At 72.6% G+C, this 16,930-nt stretch carries 10 protein-coding genes; 6 read left to right on the plus strand and 4 right to left on the minus strand.

The features are described 5' to 3' along the window. Window positions 1-18: 18 nt before the first annotated feature. Together ACFZB9_RS28590 and ACFZB9_RS28595 are read right to left on the minus strand one after the other, a co-directional pair. The gene (locus tag ACFZB9_RS28590) at window positions 19-4,752 is read right to left on the minus strand and encodes a caspase family protein (protein ID WP_391451863.1); all 4,734 of its coding nucleotides are present in this window, start codon (window positions 4,750-4,752) and stop codon (window positions 19-21) included. Between the two features lie 16 nt (window positions 4,753-4,768). Continuing rightward, on the minus strand, window positions 4,769-4,930 hold the full coding sequence (locus ACFZB9_RS28595) for a hypothetical protein (RefSeq protein ID WP_391451865.1): 162 nt from the start codon (window positions 4,928-4,930) through the stop codon (window positions 4,769-4,771). Between the two features lie 681 nt (window positions 4,931-5,611). Between ACFZB9_RS28595 and ACFZB9_RS28600 the strand changes: the two genes are divergently transcribed. From ACFZB9_RS28600 to pyrE, 4 genes are all read left to right on the plus strand, one after another. Next, on the plus strand, window positions 5,612-6,316 hold the full coding sequence (locus ACFZB9_RS28600) for a DUF2617 family protein (protein ID WP_391451867.1): 705 nt from the start codon (window positions 5,612-5,614) through the stop codon (window positions 6,314-6,316). A gap of 743 nt (window positions 6,317-7,059) precedes the next feature. Then, window positions 7,060-8,691 carry a spermidine synthase gene (locus ACFZB9_RS28605; RefSeq protein WP_391452110.1) on the plus strand — a complete coding sequence of 544 codons (1,632 nt, stop codon included), beginning with the start codon at window positions 7,060-7,062 and terminating at the stop codon, window positions 8,689-8,691. A gap of 154 nt (window positions 8,692-8,845) precedes the next feature. Next, window positions 8,846-9,961, plus strand: coding sequence for a CoxG family protein (locus ACFZB9_RS28610; protein WP_391451869.1), 1,116 nt, complete (start codon window positions 8,846-8,848; stop codon window positions 9,959-9,961). A gap of 116 nt (window positions 9,962-10,077) precedes the next feature. Then, entirely contained in the window at window positions 10,078-10,641 is a 564-nt protein-coding gene (gene pyrE / locus ACFZB9_RS28615; protein WP_391451871.1) for an orotate phosphoribosyltransferase, read from the plus strand. Between the two features lie 94 nt (window positions 10,642-10,735). On the opposite strand, the gene ACFZB9_RS28620 is transcribed toward pyrE, so the two are convergent. Then, window positions 10,736-11,914, minus strand: a complete 1,179-nt coding sequence (locus tag ACFZB9_RS28620; RefSeq protein WP_391452112.1) for an IS30 family transposase — start codon at window positions 11,912-11,914, stop codon at window positions 10,736-10,738. A 301-nt stretch (window positions 11,915-12,215) separates the two neighbouring features. Continuing rightward, on the minus strand, window positions 12,216-12,950 hold the full coding sequence (locus ACFZB9_RS28625) for a DedA family protein (RefSeq protein ID WP_391451873.1): 735 nt from the start codon (window positions 12,948-12,950) through the stop codon (window positions 12,216-12,218). A gap of 269 nt (window positions 12,951-13,219) precedes the next feature. Here ACFZB9_RS28625 and fbaA point away from each other — a divergent pair, with 269 nt between their 5' ends. Beyond that, window positions 13,220-14,242, plus strand: coding sequence for a class II fructose-bisphosphate aldolase (gene fbaA, locus ACFZB9_RS28630; RefSeq protein WP_391451875.1), 1,023 nt, complete (start codon window positions 13,220-13,222; stop codon window positions 14,240-14,242). Window positions 14,243-14,492: 250 nt separating this feature from the next. After that, window positions 14,493-16,883: an ArnT family glycosyltransferase gene (locus ACFZB9_RS28635; protein WP_391451877.1), complete on the plus strand. Its 2,391-nt coding sequence runs from the start codon at window positions 14,493-14,495 to the stop codon at window positions 16,881-16,883. Window positions 16,884-16,930 lie beyond the last annotated feature (47 nt).

The raw sequence follows: 16,930 nt of genomic DNA on the forward strand, positions 1-16,930 counted from the left end.
GGGTGCGGGTGGGTCGGGTCACTCGAAGCGGACGGTGTCGGGGAGGGTGTAGCCGAGCTCGGCGAGACGGCGAGCGACTTCGGTGGGGGTGCGGCCGGTGCGCTGGGCCGCGGAGAGGATGTGCGACAGCGGTACCGGGCGGGAAGCCCTCAACCACATCGGCAGTTCGTGATTGCCGCTCTTCAGCAGTTCAAGGTCCGCGGGCACCACACACTCAAGTGCGCCGGCGGGCTCGACCGCATCCCAGCCAAGCTCCAGGAATCGCGCGGCCACCTCCGCCGGACTTCGGCCCAAGGAGTTCGCTGCTCTCAGCACGGAGACGATTTCCACTGGCCTGTCGACCGCCGACACCCTGAACCCAGTGATCATTGCGACGTCATCGTGCCGCACCTCCAGAGGCAGCCTCGCGATATCGGCCACTGGGATACCCAGTTCGGCCAGACGTCCGACCACCTCCACAGGGCTCCGTTGCAGAGCGTACGCGGCCAGCAGTACGTCTCTCAGGACCAGCGGCTTCCCGGACGCGAGCCTTCGCACGATGCCGCGGTTATCACCGGTGACCAGCCGAACATCCTCATCTCGTAGCCATCCCGCGGCCAACAGATCGTCGACCATCTGAGCACCGAGTTCCAACAGCCGCTTGATCACCTCCCCCGGTGTCCAACCCAAAGTACTTGCCGCCACCAGGACATGGGCAGCCCCAACGGGCGATCCTGCCTCCAACCACGGTGCCGCGCCGTCGAGATGCTGGCTGAGCAGCCGAGTGTCATCAGGTCGAATCGGGTCAGAGAACACCACGTCGACCGAACGGAATCCAAGTTCCGTCAACCGGGCAGCCAGCACCACCGGGCTGGTGTCAAGGACCTGTGCGGCCTTGACCAGATGACCGAGGCCCACCACCTCGCCAGGCTCCAGCCACGGCCAGCCGCCGTCGAGTCTGCAGCTGAGCAGTCGGGCGTCCTCAGCACGCACCGACTCCGGAAACACCACATCGGCCACCCGGAAGCCCAGCTCCACCAACCGTGCAGAAACCTGGGAAGGACTCCATCCCAGCATCCAGGCCGCCGAGAGAACATGGCCTAGCCCACCCACCTCATCCTGCGTCAGCCAGGGCCACCCACCGCTGAGATCGCGACTGAGCAACCGGGAGTCCTCCACGCATACCGATTCCGGAGACACCACGTCGACCACCCGGAATCCCAGCTCGGTCAAGCGCCCGCCAATGTCGGAAGCGCTGAGGCCCAGCCCGACCGCCGCCCCCAGCAGGTGGCCCAGCTCAACTTGATCAGCCACGGGGAGCCATGGCGGCTCGCCATCGAGTCTGCAGCTGACGAGCCAACGGTCTTCGGCCCGTACCTGCTGCGGGATCAGCACATTGTCGGCCAGCTGTGGGCCGAGCTCTGCCAGACGCGCGACCACCTCAGCCGTGCTGGCACCGATTCCCGACCCAGCCTTCAACGCATGCCCCAACTCGAACTGCTCATCCCGAGCCAGCCAGACCCTGGCATATTGGCCGCTCAGCACTTCGCTGGGCCACTCAGCGGCAGCGGCAAGCAGTAGCTCGTCCGTTGGTCGCGCCCGCGCAACGGACGAAGGATCGATAACCGACACACCGGGAATGCGGCCCGCCTTCGCCCAGGCCAGCAGACGCCAGTCCGCCAGCCAATCGGGCCAGCGGGGCAATCTGCCAGGCAGCCGGATACCGCTGTCGAGCGCCTCGCCATGGATGATCTTTGTGTCCTGGGAAAAGCAGCCGACCGCCGCCACATCAGCATCCACCAAGCCAACTCGCCACACCGGCCGGCCCACCGCAACGGTCTGCGCGACGATCTCGTCGGCCAACCACGGCTGGCTTTCCACCAGATCACACACCCACCCGTGACTGAGCACCGCCGCACCTTCGTCCATCAACGCCGGGATCTCGGCCCGCAGAAGCGCCACCACGTGGTCCGGGTCGTGACCCAGCATCCGCCTTCGGTCCACCGTCAGCACAGGTGTATCCCGGCCCGTCAGATTGACCACCGCGCCGAACAGCGGCTTTCCCGCCCACAACCCGTCGGCCAGGACCGCACCCGAGGCACCGCACCACCAGACCTCGGCCCGTGAGGTCGGATCCACCCGGACTCCGTCCCTGCGAACGGCCCGCCCGTTATGCGGATCGCCGCCCCCCAACGGCGCCGCCTGCGACAGCACCCCCGGTTCCCACTCCAGCCTCGTCACCGCGTCGCTCGCCGTCACCCGGTAGTCCGAGATCCACAGCAGCCGCCGCAGCACGCCCGTGCACGAGGGCTGCGTCGCCGACGGGGTCGTCGAGGGGCGTAGGTAGAGCCGCACCGTGGTCCCGGCGTCGTACCCCCGGCCCAGGTCGCGGATGTAGAAGAGTGAGCCCGGTCCGGCGATGTCGACCTGGAGCCGCTGTCCCGGGTGGCCGTCCCGGTCCAGCCGGCAGGTGGTGACCGTGATGTCGTCGGCGATCATGAAGTAGCTCAACACGCCGATACCGAAACGGCTGTTGGGGTAGACCTGGATCCCCTCGGCCTGCCAGTCCGCCTGCTCCTCCAGGTACTCGGGCAGGTCGGCGAAGCGCATGCCGGCCTGGGAGAACAGCTCGCGCAGTTCGCGTTCGCCCATCCCGATGCCGTTGTCCGTGCACTCGATGTACGCCCGGCCGTCCTCCTCGCCCTGGGTGAAGGTGATCCGGCCCGACCAGTGGGCCGAGTGGCCGGTCCGGATCGTGAGCAGCTCGGTGCGGGCCTCGCGGTAGCGGCAGGCGTCGAGCGCGTTCTGGTACACCTCGCGGATCGCCAATGCCGGGTCGCCGTAGAGCTGTTCGCCCATCAGGAGTTCCTGGATCCGGTGGTCGGCGAGGCGGAACCGCAGCACCATGGGCTCGTAGACCGGTTTCCCGGCCGGGTCCGGTGCGGCATGGACCTGGTCGGCCGTCGCATGGGCCGGCAGGTCCTGGAGCGGGGCGAGTTGTGCCTCGCCGCCCGCCTGGACGTCGATCGCGCTGAGCAGGCCGTCCAGCGCCGCGACGTGCTCGTGCAGGGCCAGGCTCACCGACGGGTGGTGGCAGGCCGCGTTCAGCACCCTGGTACGGCCGCGGGGGTCCCACCGCGCGGTCTCCAGGGTCCGGTGCAGCTCGGGGAGTTCGACCGCGTAGCTGATCCCGAGGTGCTCCACCACGACGTCGGGCAGCATGGCCGGCTCGATCGCCAGCCGGTGCGCGACGCTCAGCAGCGCGACCAGCAGTTGGTCACGGACGTGCTGCTCGACGGCCGTCGAGCCGGCCACCTGCCGGACCGGACCGACGGAGTTCAGGTCGGGCGCCATCCGCAGCGCCCGCAGCAGCGCCGACAGGCCCTCGGGGCGCAGCACCTCGGCGGCCAGCCGGTCGTCGGCCGAGCCCGGACCCGAGAGCACACCAGCCCCCGCCCCATCCCCCAGCAGGCCGCCCAGCACGTCGTCCTGCCGGGCCAGCGACTTGCGGGCCAGCCAGCGGTGGAAGAGCCACCAGCCGATGCCCGCGGCACCCACCGCGTCCCCCTGGTCGGTGGCCCGCCGGCCGCGGCGCACCAGCCTGGGCTGGCTCTCCAGGAACTGCTCGTAGCCGATCAGTTCCTCCGAGGGCCGCACCTCCCGGAAGAAGTTCGTCGGATCGACCGCCAGCGCCCGCGCGGCCATCCGGCTCCAGTAGGCGACGTACAGGAACGGCGCGACCACCAGCAGCGCCGTCTCCGCCGGTGAGAGCGCCAGCTTCTCGAGGTTGAGCACCTTGGAGAGCAGCCAGCTCACCCGGTCGGTCATCCGCTCGGCGAAGCCCGGCGCCCGCCACGGATCGGCCTCCAGCAGGCGCTCGTCCTTCTCGCCGCCGCACACCAGGCGTTCGACCACGGCGACGGCGGCCTCCCGCAGTGCGGCCGTGCCGGGCCCGTCCGCCACCAGGGCCCACGCCGGGTGCTCCCGGGCCGCCGGCACCCAGGGGTGCTCCCCGGTCGGCTGCGGCGCGGCCTGCTCGGGGCGGTCGAAGAGGACGAAGTCCTCCAGGTCGGTCTCGGTACTCACCCGCACCTGCTGGCGCGGCGAGCCGTGCTCGGCGGTCAGCGCGTCCACCGCGCTCTGCAGGTGCTCCTTGAGGTCCCGCAGGGTGCGCGGCCCGTCCTCGGCGGCCACCACGGTGCTGAGCGCGCGGGAGAAGAGGCTGAAGGTGCTGCCGCCCGCGGTGGTGTAGCGCGCGCGTTCGCCCGGGGAGCAGGCGTAGACGTGGCAGTAGTGCCGATCGCCGACGCGCCGCGCCCGCATGTCCGACCAGGCCGCGGCGTTGACGCCGGACATCTCCCGCAGCGTGATGCCTTCGCGGCAGGCGTCGACGAAGACCGCGACGTCGCCGGCCCGGCTGCGTTCGACGTAGCCGCCGAAGTCGAGCGAGAGGCACCGGCGGCGGAAGTCGTGCGACCGCAGCAGCGCGCCCGCGGGGACCAGGTAGTCCACCTGGTCGTGGTGGATGCCGTGGCCGCTCAGGTAGAGCAGCAGGGTCTGGCCGGGTTCGGCGTCCTGGAAGAAGGCCTCGACCGCCGAGTCGATGCCGTCCCGGTGGGTCTCCTCGACGCTGTGGACCACCACCTCGTAGCCCACCGCCTCCAGCACACCGGCCAGTTCCGCCATGTCGTCGGCCACGAACGGCAGGTCGTCGATGCTCTCGTCCTGGTACTTCGGCACACCGATCAACAGGGCCCGGAACGGCACGTTCATCGCGCGGATCTGCCGGTCAGGAGCCGACGGTGAACGCGAGGGCGCCCTTGGCACCCAACTGTCCCCGGGCCCCCAACTGTCCCGGGGCGCCCAGCTGTCCCGAGGTGCCCAGCTGTCCCGAGGTGCCCACCCGTGCGACTCCCGCACCCGGTTCGGCTTCCTGCGTGGCCTCGAACATGGGTCCCCTCCCGGTTCCTGCGGCTCTGCGGAGACACATCGTAGAGCGTGGCCGGGGAGATCGACTCCGCATCTGCCCTTGCCCCGACCGGGCTTGACCGAACGTCACGGATAGGGCCGTTCCCGGCGGACGAAACGGAATACCCCCGCCCCGTCCCAGCACGGTTCCTCATGGAACCGCGGTCACCCATTTCACCAAACCGATTTATCCGAGCCGAATCCCGCGTGGCGCATCCGTTCGACCGGGCCCGCGCCCGGCACCGTTTCCGACCCCTTCGCACTGACGCGCGCGAGCTCGTACGGACGCACGTACGCTCGTACAGAGGGCGGGCCCCTCCGCTCAATTCGCACCACCGCGGAACCGCCGGACAAGGCACCGGCGCGCAACCGGCCCGAGGGGCGCGCGCTCCGGCCCGGACGGCGCGTGGCGAGCAATCTCGTTCACCGGTCCGGTCAGACCCGACCAGGCACTACGCCCAGAACGGTGAATGTGCAACAAGAATGGGTAAATCCCTGACGGACCCGGAGAATTCGTGCTTCTCTGCTGCTGAATCTCCAGCCGGAATCCTTCCTTCCACGGTCGGCCGCGTCTCGGACCGCACAGCCACGAACCTCCTCGCCTTCGGCCGAGTCGGACGTTGCACGGCGCAGGGCGCGTACGGAGCTGAAATGCGGAGCCAGCATGCTCACCACACTGCAGACCTCCTATACCGACACCCGCGCCGGTGACCTGGCCTGGTGTCTCGGCGGCGGACCGCTGCCCGCCCTGGCGGTGCGCGACCTGCCGCTGCCGGGGCCGGACGGCCTGACCGACACCCCGAGCCGCTACGGCACGGCCACCCGCGGCACCCTCGGCAGCTCGGCCACCGCCATCAGCTCCGCCGGCAGCGGCGGCAGAACCCGGACCACGAGCGCGGGCGGCGCCACCGCCGGCACCCTGCAACTGCGCCTGCTGGGCGCCTCGCACCAGGTGGTGATCACGGCCGGCCCCGGCGAGTGCCTGGAGACGGTGGCCTGCATGCCGGGCCGACGCACCCCGCTGCCGGCCCGGGTGGCCGAGCAAGTCGCGGGCTGGGAGTACGAGTTCGCGGCCCGGATCGAGTCGCTGCCGCCGCACGTCTTCGCCGCCAGGGCACAGGAGATCCTCGCGCTGGTGGACGAGCACCCGCGCGGCCTGGCCGGGGTCTTCCCGGGAGACCCGAGCGCGTTCACCGCCCTGGTCGCCCAGGGCAGCGCCGAGCGGGTGCTCTGGCGCACCTGGCACGCCTATCCGCAGGAGGGCCGGCTGGTCTGCACCCGCTCCTCGCTGGTGGTGCGCGGGCAGCTGACGGCCGCCTCGCCGCGCGCCGGCGGCCGCTGCGCCATGGCCCGCCCCACCGTCCCCTGACGTCCCGAAACGCCGCCACCGGCAGCCACCAGCAGCCACAACCGGCCGGGCCCAGGCCGCCACCAGCCACCCGACAGCCCGTCCATCGGCCCACCCGAAAGCCCACCCGAAAGCCCACCCGAAAGCCCGCCCGACAACCCGCCCGACAACCCGTCGGCCCCGAACATCATGACGATCCGTCAACTTAAACCGGAGCGCTATCCCTCGGACGAGTACACCTATGCGCGCCATGCGTCGCCTAGCGTTTCTTCGTGATCAACCAGCCGGCGGACCCGCCCACACAGCGCGGCCTCGACCGTGACGGACCTCCCCCGGTCGACGGGCCTCCCCCGGTCCTCGGGGGCTCCCCGGCCAGAGGCTGGGTGCGGCCACGCACCGTCCGGGTCAGGTCCCGCGCCCGCGGCCCGGTCAACGGCCGCTTCGCCCGAGCGCGCGCCCAGTCCGAACGCCGCGGCCAGCCCGAACCCGCGCGCCGATCCCTGCCCGCGCGCCGGGCCCAACCCGACCGCCGAGCCCAACCCGACCGCCGAGCCGGCTCCGATCGCCGTGCCGAGACCCAGCCGGGCCCGGCGCGGCACCCCGGCCCCCGGGTCCGTCTGCGCCCGCGCGGCGACCGCGGGCCACGGGAGGCCACCGGCCGGCCCACCACCGCCCGACCCACCGCCGGACCCCCGTCCGCACGCGGCCGAACGGACGATCGCGCCGTCGACTCCCCCGGCCCCAGGTCCGCCTGCCGGGCCCGGCTGACCCGGCTGCTGGTCCTGCTGGCCGCGTTCGTCTGCGCCGCCTGCGGACTGGTGTACGAGCTGGAGCTGGTCGCGCTCGGCGGCTACCTGCTCGGCGACCCGGTCACCCAGACCTCCGTGGTGCTCTCCGTGATGGTCTTCGCGATGGGCGTCGGCTCGCTGGCCGCCAAGCGCTTCACCCACCGCCCCGCCACCTCCTTCGCGCTGGTGGAGTGCGCGCTGGCGCTGTTCGGCGGGCTCTCGGTGCTCGCCCTCTACAGCTGCTGGGCCTGGCTCGGCCGCGACCAGCTCGCCCTGGTCGTCCTGACCTGCCTGATCGGCATACTGATCGGCGCCGAGATCCCGCTGCTGATGACCCTGCTGCAGCGGATCCGCCGGGAGGAGGCCGGCCGGGCCGCCGCCGATCTGTTCGCCGCCGACTACGTGGGCGCCCTGGTCGGCGGGCTCGCCTTCCCGTTCGTGCTGCTGCCGCTGCTCGGACAGGCCGCGGGAGCCCTGCTGACCGGGGCGGTCAACGCGCTGGCGGGCGCGGCGGTGGTGCTCTGGCTCTTCCGCGAGGAGCCGGGCCCCCGCTCCAGGGGGCTGCTCTGGACCGGCTGCGGCGCCGTGCTGGCCGCCCTGGCGCTGGCCGGCGCGTTCAGCGGCGTGATCGAGCGCGCCGCCCGGCACGCGCTCTACGGCGGCCCGCTGCGGCAGGCCGTGCAGAGCCGCTACGGGGAGGTGGTGCTGACCGGCGGCCCGCAGCGGGTCGACCCGACGACCGCCCTGGCGCCACTGGCACCACTGACGCCGCGCAATCCACCGGCCCAGCAGGCGCAGCACGCCCAGCACTCCGCACGGACCCCGCAGGCCCAGCAGGCCTCGCAGGCCGGCGCGCCGCCCCTGCGCCTCTACCTCGCGGGCCGGCTCGCGGCCTGCGGCCAGGACGAGTACCGCTACCACGAGGCGCTGGTGCACCCCGCGCTGGCGGGTGCGGGGGACAGCCGGGTGCTGCTGCTGGGCGGCGGCGACGGCCTGGCGCTGCGCGAGGTGCTGCGGCATCGCGGGGTGCGCGCCGTCCTGGTGGTCACCGCCGATCCGGCGGTGCCCGCGCTGGCCCGCACCGATCCGGCGCTCGCCGCGCTCAGCGGGCACGCCTTCGCCGACCCCCGGGTGCGGGTGGTCACCGCCGATCCGCTGGCCTGGCTGCGCCGCAACGGCGGCGCCGAGCGCTACGACGCGGTGCTGGCCGACCTGCCGGCGCCCGAGCGGGCGGCCCGCAGCGAGTACCACGCCGGCGAGTTCTACCAGCTGGCCGGCGCGCGACTGGTCCCCGGCGGCCGCCTGGCGGTGCCTGCCCCGGCCGGCCCCGGCCTGTGGACGGTGGCGGCCGGGCTGCGCGCGGCGGGGCTGTGGAGCGTGCCGTTCCCGGTGCCGGGCCGCGGTCCGGCCTGCGACCCGGCCGGCAGCGGCGATCTCGCGGCGGTGCTGCTGGCCGCGCACGAGCAGCGACCGGTCCTCGCGCTGGCCCCGGACGCGCCCCCGCCGCGCTCGATGACCGTCGAACAGCTCACCGCGGCCGCCGCCGCGCTCGACGCCGACCGGCCGCATCCGCTGCCCCCGCCGAGCACCCTGCTGCACCCCCGCTGACCGCCGCCGGTGCCGGGCGGGCCGCCGCAGAACCGCCGGCCCCGACACCGAGCGGGTCCGCCGGGAGAGGGCCGGCCCCCTCCCGGCGGACCCGCTCGGTGTCGGCACCGGGCCGAAGCCCCCACCGGCGGGCGACGACAGTAGGCTCACAGGCATGGAGCATGAGGTTGTCATCCAGCTGCCGGCCGAACTCGTCCAGCCCGCCCTGGCCGACCCCGCGCTGCTCGCGCGGTGCGTCCCCGGCCTGAGCACCGATGCCTCCGACGCGCCCGAACGGCGCACCGGCGCCAAGCGTCCCGCCACCGACGGCCCCGAGGAGATCAACGGCCGGCTCCGGCTGCGGATCGGCGGCTCCACGATCACCTACCGCGGCGTCGTCTCGCTGATCCGCAGCGGCGGCTCGGGCGTGCTCACCGCCTTCCTGGAGGGCCAGGAGGCGCGCGGCGACGGCGAGGTGCTGGCCACCGTGCGGCTGCGGGTCGAGACGGACGGCGCCGACGGCGTGCTGCTGCGCTTCAGCGGCGACCTCACCCCCGGCGGACGGCTGGCCGAGATCGACGACGAGACCCTCGCGACCACCGGCCGGCGCCTGCTCGACCGTTTCGCCGCCGCGCTCGCCGTCGAGCTGGGCGGCGCCCATGCCCCGATCCTCACCGTGGTCCCCGACGAGGAGGCCGACGAGTCGGACCAGCCGCCGGCCGAGGACACGGACGGCCCCACCACCCCGGACGACACCCCGAGGGCCCGCTCGCACGACATCCCCGACGAGCTCCCCGACGACCTCTTCTCCGACGACCTCTCCGGCCTGATCGCGTTCAGCTCCCCCGACTCCGCCGAGCCGCTGGAGGCCGTCGAAGCCGCCGGGTCCGACGAGGGCACGGAGCCCGACGAAGCCGCACCGAGCGACCCCGACACCGGCGCCGAGCCCCTCGATCCGGCCGCCCGCCTGGAGGTCCCCTACGGCTACCCGCGCGCGGTGGAGGACCCGCTCGGCTCCGACGACCTGCTGGCCGGCCCGGTCCGCCGCAGCATCGTCGGCCGCTCGGCCGAGGAGGTGGACCACGCCCCACCGCGCGGCCGCTACGCCCCGACGCTGCCCGCCCGCAGCGCCCGGGCCCGCGCCGCCAGCCGCTGGTACGGCGACCAGCACGCCGCCGCACCGGTGGCCGCCCGCGGCGCGGGTCGGCTCAGCACGCCCTGGATGATCGGCGGCGGCGTCGCGCTGCTCGGCGGCGCGGTCATCGTGGCCCGCGCCCTGCGCAGGCGCTGACCGCCCGCCACTGCGGGTCGGCCTGACCGTGCGTCACCCCAGGCCTCCGCTGGACCGCGCCACCTGCGGTCTCCCCTAGACCGCGTCGGCCCAGGTCGGCCCTAGACTGGCTGTCCATGAGCAACGAGCCGATCACCGCCCCGAGCAACGACCGCGACGCCCTGCTGGCGCAGATCAAGACCAAGGCCGTGGTGCACGGCAAGGTCATCCTCTCCTCCGGCCGCGAGGCCGACTACTACGTGGACCTGCGGCGGATCACCCTGGACGCGCAGGCCGCGCCGCTGGTCGGCCGGGTCCTGCTGGACGCCACGGCCGAGCTGGACTACGAGGCGGTCGGCGGTCTGACCCTGGGCGCCGACCCGGTGGCCGCCGCCATGCTGCACGCCGCCGCCGCGCGCGGCCGTGAGCTGGACGCCTTCGTGGTCCGCAAGGCCGGCAAGGCGCACGGTCTGCAGCGCCGGATCGAGGGCCCGGACGTCAAGGGTCGCCGGGTGCTGGCCGTCGAGGACACCTCCACCACCGGCGGTTCGGTGCTGACCGCCGTCGAAGCGCTGCGCGAGGCGGGCGCCGAGGTGGTCGGCGTCGCGGTGATCGTCGAGCGCGGTGCCGCCCCGGCCATCGAGGCCGCCGGTCTGCCGTACTACACCGTCTTCACCGCCCAGGACCTCGACCTGGCCTGAGTCGCCCCGGGGATGTTTCACGTGAAACATCCCCCGCACACGACGGCGCCCCCGACCCTTCGCGGATTCTCGGGGTCCTCGCAACACCTGATGGCTATGTGGTCGTCAGTAGATCACGCAGGCGCTCGGCTGGGGTTCTCCAGCCGAGCGTCTTGCGTGGTCGGCCGTTGAGTTGTTGGGCGACATGTTCGAGGTCCTCGGGGCTGTGCACGGACAGATCGGTGCTCTTGGGGAAGTACTGCCGCAGCAGGCCGTTTGTGTTCTCGTTCGATCCGCGCTGCCATGGCGAGTGCGGATCGCAGAAGTAGACCGGTACTCCCGTGGCCACGGTGAACTGCTTGTGCGCGGCCATCTCGCATCCCTGGTCCCAGGTCAGCGAGCCGCGTAGGTGCTCGGGCAGGGTCTGGATCAAGGGCACCAGCACGTCGCGGACCTCCTCGGCGGTGTGCCCGCCGGGCAGATGCCCGAGCATGACGTAGCGGGTGGAGCGCTCGACCAGGGTCACGATCGCGCTCTCGCTGCGGGGGCCGACGATCAGATCGCCTTCCCAGTGGCCGGGAACCGCCCGATCCTCGACCTCGGCAGGACGCTCGGAGATCATCACCATCTCGTCGACGAACCGGCGCGTGCGCTGCTCCGGGCTGCGGTGCGGCTTGCGGCGGGTGCGCCCGGTGCGCAGCGCGAGTGCGACCTCGCGGCGCAGTCCGCCACGGGCCTGGACGTAGATCGCCTGGTAGATCGTCTCCGGACTCACCCGCATGCTCTCGTCGTTGGGGAACTCCATGAGCAGAGCGTGGCAGATCTGCTCGGGCGACCAGCGTTCCTGGAGCTTGCCCGCGACGAAGTCGCGCAGCGCCCCTTCTTGGGCGAGCTTGGAGTCCTTGGGGCGCGAGCGGCTCTTGGCCCATGCCCGCTGGGCTTGGTGCGGCCGGTAGACGCCGTCGGCCGAGCGGGCGTCGATCTCACGCTTGACGGTGGAGGCCGGGCGGTGAAGTGCCCGTCCGATCGCGCGCAGCGAGCAGCCCTCACGGCGCATGTCGGCGATCAGCTCCCGCTCGGCCACGGTGAGGAACCGGGGGTGCAGCTCGGCCTCGAGCGCGGCGGCGGACGGCTCCGATGTTGTGGCAACGATGGTGGTCACACCAGTCGTGTAGTCGATCAGACGGCCGTCTGCGTGCAGGCGCGAGTGGCCGATCTGCCGGATGCCCTGGTCCCAGTCCTGCGCGGTGCGCTCGTGGACGCCGGCCTGCGCGGCGGCATCGCGGCGCCGGATTCCGGCCGCACGCAGCCGCTCGTACTCCGCCCGTCCCGGATGCCCGGGCCTGCGGGGCTTGCCACGACCGCGGACCCCGGCCTGGCGGGCCCATCCGAACGCCGTGTTGCGGTTCACTCCCACTGCACGAGCGGCAGCTGTGATGCTGCCGTCCTCCCGGTCCAGGGCCTCGAAGAACCTCGCCTTCAACACCTCAAAATCCACGATCCCCGCAACTCCCTGAACTCCAGGGTGTTGCGGGGATCGATAGAACCCGCCCGCCAGGGTCGGGGGCGCCGTGGTACGGACGGGCGTCGGGTGCTCAGCCGCGCCGGTGCCGGCCGCCGCTCTGCAGCGCCTCGGCATCGGCATCGGCCTCGGCCGCGTAGGCCGCGCCGCCCGCCTTGCGCTTCTTGCGCTCGCGCACCACCTCGAGCAGGATCGGCGAGATCGACAGCAGGATGATCAGCGCCATCGCCGGGATCAGGTACTTGTCGATCACCGGGGCCATCGAGTCACCGAAGAAGTAGCCGATGCAGAGCATCGCCTCGGTCCACAGCACGCCGCCGATCGCGTTCCAGATGAAGAACTTGCGCGCGGGCATCTCCAGCGTGCCGGCCACCGGGTTGAGGAAGGTCCGCACGATCGGGATGAAGCGGGCCATCACCACGGCCTTCTCCGGGCCGAACTTGTCGAAGTACTCCTCCGCCTTCTGCACGTACTCGCGCTTGAAGATCTTGGAGTCCGGCCTGTCGAAGAGCTTGCCGCCCACCCGCGCGCCGATCAGGTGGCCCAGCTGCGCGCCCGCGATCGCACAGAGCGGCGCGCCGATCAGCAGGACGGCGATCGGCATCTGCACGCCCGGCCCGAAGGCCTTGGCGGCGGCCGAGGAGGCGGCCACGCCGGCCAGGATCAGCAGCGAGTCGCCCGGCAGGAAGAAGCCGATCAGCAGACCGGTCTCGGCGAAGATGATCGCCAGCAGGCCGACCGTCCCGACCGAGCTGATCAGCGACTTGGCATCAAGGACATTGACCGCTAGGTCGGTGGTGGTAGTCACCGGCGCAGGATAGCGCGGCCGGGTGGCCAGAAGCTTGAAAGCCCGGCCCCACCGGCCCGGCCCCGGCGGGTGCCGCGCCGCGCCCGGGATCCGGCCGAAGCCCTCGAAAACCGCCCGTGACCTGCCCAGGCCGTACCTTTCGTCCGCAAACGCCGCGGCTTCTGTCCCGACTGGCGAGCACGGAGATGAAGCCGCCCGACGAGTCTGGGAGGATGGCACAGGCGTCCGGGCCGCGGCGCACAAAACACTCCCGACAGGAGCGGATTCGCATGCCTATCGCAACTCCCGAGGCCTACAACGAGATGCTCGACCGGGCCAAGGCGGGCAAGTTCGCCTACCCGGCCATCAACGTCACCTCGTCGCAGACCCTGCACGCGGCGCTGCGCGGTTTCGCCGAGGCGGAGAGTGACGGCATCATCCAGATCTCCACCGGCGGTGCCGAGTTCCTCGGCGGCCAGCACAACAAGGACATGGTGACCGGCGCCGTCGCGCTGGCCGAGTTCGCCCACATCGTGGCCGCGAAGTACGACGTCACCATCGCGCTGCACACCGACCACTGCCCCAAGGACAAGCTGGACGGCTACGTCCGCCCGCTGCTGGCGGTCTCCGCCGAGCGCGTCGCCAAGGGCCTCAACCCGCTCTTCCAGTCGCACATGTGGGACGGCTCCGCCGAGACCCTGGCCGACAACCTGGCCATCGCCGAGGAGCTGCTGGCCCAGGCCCGCGCCGCCAAGATCATCCTTGAGGTCGAGATCACCCCGACCGGCGGCGAGGAGGACGGCGTCTCGCACGAGATCAACGACAACCTCTACACCTCGGTCAACGACGTGGTGCGCACCGCCGAGGCGCTGGGCCTGGGCGAGAAGGGCCGCTACCTGCTGGCCGCCTCCTTCGGCAACGTGCACGGCGTGTACAAGCCGGGCAACGTCGTGCTCCGCCCCGAGCTGCTGCGCGAGCTGCAGGACGCGATCGGCGCCAAGTCAGGCAAGAAGGACCCGTTCGACTTCGTCTTCCACGGCGGCTCGGGCTCCTCGGACGAGGAGATCGCCACCGCGCTGGAGAACGGCGTGGTCAAGATGAACCTGGACACCGACACCCAGTACGCCTTCACCCGCCCGGTCGTGGACCACGTGTTCCGCAACTACGACGGCGTGCTGAAGGTCGACGGCGAGGTCGGCAAGAAGAACACCTACGACCCGCGCACCTGGGGCAAGCTGGCCGAGGCCGGCATGGCCGCCCGCGTGGTCGAGGCCACCAAGGCGCTGCGCTCCGCCGGCACCCGCCTGAAGTGACCCCGCCCGCGTCGGTGGGCCCGTCCTGAACAGCGGCCTGACGGGGCGGACCGACGCAAGCGTTCCGTGAGCCCCGGCTCGGCACCCGCCGACCGGGGCTCACGCATGATGAGACTCCGCTGGGAGAACCGCCACTTTCCTGAATGCCAAGAGGTCGGACGGCAAAATCTTGCTCAGCTCCTGGTCAGGATTTCGCCGAAATGCGTGGTCTGTCAGGTTCTTCTCATAGACGCGCCGAAGGCTGTCACGCATGGCTACCAGCGTGCTACCGATCGCCCCCGAGCTCACCAGCTCCCGGAGCTGGCCGAACCGCAGAGCCCCCTGGCGCTCCCCCGAGGGGCAGCCGGCCTATGCCAGACCCGCCCTGCTCGGCATCGCGGCAGTGGCCGGGCTCCTCTACTTCTGGGGAATCGGTCAGAGTACGTACCACACCTTCTACGCCGACGCCGTGCGGAGCATGACGGAGAGTTGGAAGGCCTTCGTCTTCGGCTCCTACGACCCCGCCAACACCATCACCCTCGACAAGCTGCCCGGCTTCCTGTGGCCGCAGGCCGTCTCCGCCCGGATCTTCGGCTTCCACCCGTGGGCGCTCACCCTGCCGCAGGCGATCGAGGGAGTGCTCTCGGTCCTGGTGCTCTACCGCGCCGTGCGGCGCTGGGCCGGTGCCAACGCCGCGCTCCTCGCGGCGGCCGCCTTCACCCTCACCCCGGTGCTGGCAGGCCTCTTCCGCACCGCCGTCGAGGACCCGCTGTTCACCCTGTTGCTGCTGCTGGCGGCCGACGCCGCACAGCGCGCCGCGGCCACCGCACGGCTGCGCACCCTGCTGATGGCCGGGGTCTGGGTCGGGCTCTCCTTCCAGGCGAAGATGCTGGAGTCGTGGGCGGTGCTGCCCGCGCTGGCCGCCGTCTACCTGATCGCCGCGCCCACCGAGCTGCGGCGGCGCCTGGCGCACCTCGGGCTGGCCGGCCTGGTCACGCTGGTGGTCTCGGCCTCCTGGGTGCTGCTGGCCACCGTGACGCCGGCCCAGGACCGGCCCTACATCGACGGGACCACCAACAACTCGGCGTTCAGCATGGTGGTCGGCTACAACTTCCTGAACCGGTTCACCTCGGTGGGCCTCAACGCCGGTGAGACCGGCAGCGTGACCTCCGGGCAGGGCGGCATCATGTGGGGCGGCAACACGACCGCCACCAAGGCGGGCGCGGCCACCGGCGGCGCCCACGAGCCGGGCACCGGTGCGGCCACCGGCGGCGGCCAGGGCAGCAGCCAGGGCAGCGGCCAGGCCGGTCAGGGCGCCAACGCCGGCCAGGGCGCCAACGCCGGCCAGGGCGCCAACGCCGGTCAGACCCCCGCCGCGGGCCGGCAGGCTCCCGGTGGCGGCGGCCACCAGGGCGGCGGCGGCCCGGGCGGCAGCGACGGCGGCTGGAGCAAGATGTTCGGCTCCCAGTTCGCCCCGCAGACCGGCTGGCTCTACCCGCTGGCCGCGATCGCCCTGCTCTGCGGGCTCGCCTGGCGCCGCCGCGAACCCCGCGGTGACACGCTGCGGGCCGGCTACGTGATGTGGGGCACCTGGCTGGCGACCTTCTTCCTGGTCTTCAGCGCGGGCAGCGTCGGCGGCCACAGCTACTACATGGGCGTGATCGCCACCCCGCTGGCCGCGCTCAGCGGCGCCGGCGTGGTGCTGCTCTGGCAGGCCTTCAAGGCCGGCGGCCGCAAGGCCTGGGCCCTGCCCGTCGCGGTCGCGGCCACCGCGGGCTGGGCCGCCTACCTGACCCGGCTCTTCCCCACCTTCCTGCCCTGGCTGGCCCCCGCGACCCTCGCGCTCGGGGTGCTCGCGCTGACGCTGCTGGGCCTGGCCCGCAGCAGCCGGTTCGGCGAGCGCCGGCTGGGCCGGCTGCGGATCGCCACGGTGGGCCTGATCGCCTCGCTCTTCGCGATGCTGCTCGCGCCGGGCGCCTGGGCGGCCTCGGTGCTGGACTCCACGTACGGCAACTCCAGCATGGGCACGGTCGGCCCGCAGTCGGCCCACGGCTTCGGCGGCGGTCGCGGCCCGGGCGGGGCCACCGGCGGCGGGCACACCGCGGCCCGTGGCGGCGGCCAGGGCGGCGCCCAGGCCGGTGCCTGGGGCGGCGGCGGTGGCACGGCCGGTGCCTGGGGCGGCGGGGCGGCCGGCGGCCGGACCGGCGCCGGGCGCGGCGCACAGGCGGGCGGCGGCATGGCGGGCGGCGGCATGGGCCAGTTCGGCGGCGACGGCACCAGCCTGACCAAGGCTCAGCAGCAGATCCTCGACTACACCGAGGCCCACACCGACGGCGCGCACTACCTGTTCGCCACCACCAGCTGGAGCGCCTCCTCCCCGTACATCCTCGCCACCGGCAAGGAGGTGCTGCCGATGGGCGGCTTCACCGGGCAGGTGCCCTCGCCGTCCCTGGCCCAGTTCCAGCAGCTGGTCGGCACCGGTCAGCTGCGGTACGTGCTGCTCGGCTCGACCGGCGGCTTCGGCGGCCGGGGCGGCAGCTCCGGCCCGACCACGGCCATCACCACCTGGGTCCGCAGCACCTGCGCCCCGGTGGCACCCGGTGACTACGGGCAGTCGGTGAGCAACGCCGGCGCCCAGCTGCTGTACCTCTGCAGCCGCTGACCGAGGAGGCCGCGACCCGGCAGCGGCCGCTGCCGGAAGGCAGCCGC

It is taken from the genome of Kitasatospora sp. NPDC008050 (genome assembly GCF_042957465.1).
Classification (GTDB): domain Bacteria; phylum Actinomycetota; class Actinomycetes; order Streptomycetales; family Streptomycetaceae; genus Kitasatospora.

Bases quoted from the DNA above. Each gene is read 5' to 3' on its own strand.
- fbaA (WP_391451875.1), top strand. From the start codon at position 13,220: ATGCCTATCGCAACTCCCGAGGCCTACAACGAGATGCTCGACCGGGCC.
- ACFZB9_RS28610 (WP_391451869.1), top strand. From the start codon at position 8,846: ATGGAGCATGAGGTTGTCATCCAGCTGCCGGCCGAACTCGTCCAGCCC.
- pyrE (WP_391451871.1), top strand. From the start codon at position 10,078: ATGAGCAACGAGCCGATCACCGCCCCGAGCAACGACCGCGACGCCCTG.
- ACFZB9_RS28590 (WP_391451863.1), bottom strand. From the start codon at position 4,752: ATGAACGTGCCGTTCCGGGCCCTGTTGATCGGTGTGCCGAAGTACCAG.
- ACFZB9_RS28595 (WP_391451865.1), bottom strand. From the start codon at position 4,930: ATGTTCGAGGCCACGCAGGAAGCCGAACCGGGTGCGGGAGTCGCACGG.
- ACFZB9_RS28600 (WP_391451867.1), top strand. From the start codon at position 5,612: ATGCTCACCACACTGCAGACCTCCTATACCGACACCCGCGCCGGTGAC.
- ACFZB9_RS28635 (WP_391451877.1), top strand. From the start codon at position 14,493: ATGGCTACCAGCGTGCTACCGATCGCCCCCGAGCTCACCAGCTCCCGG.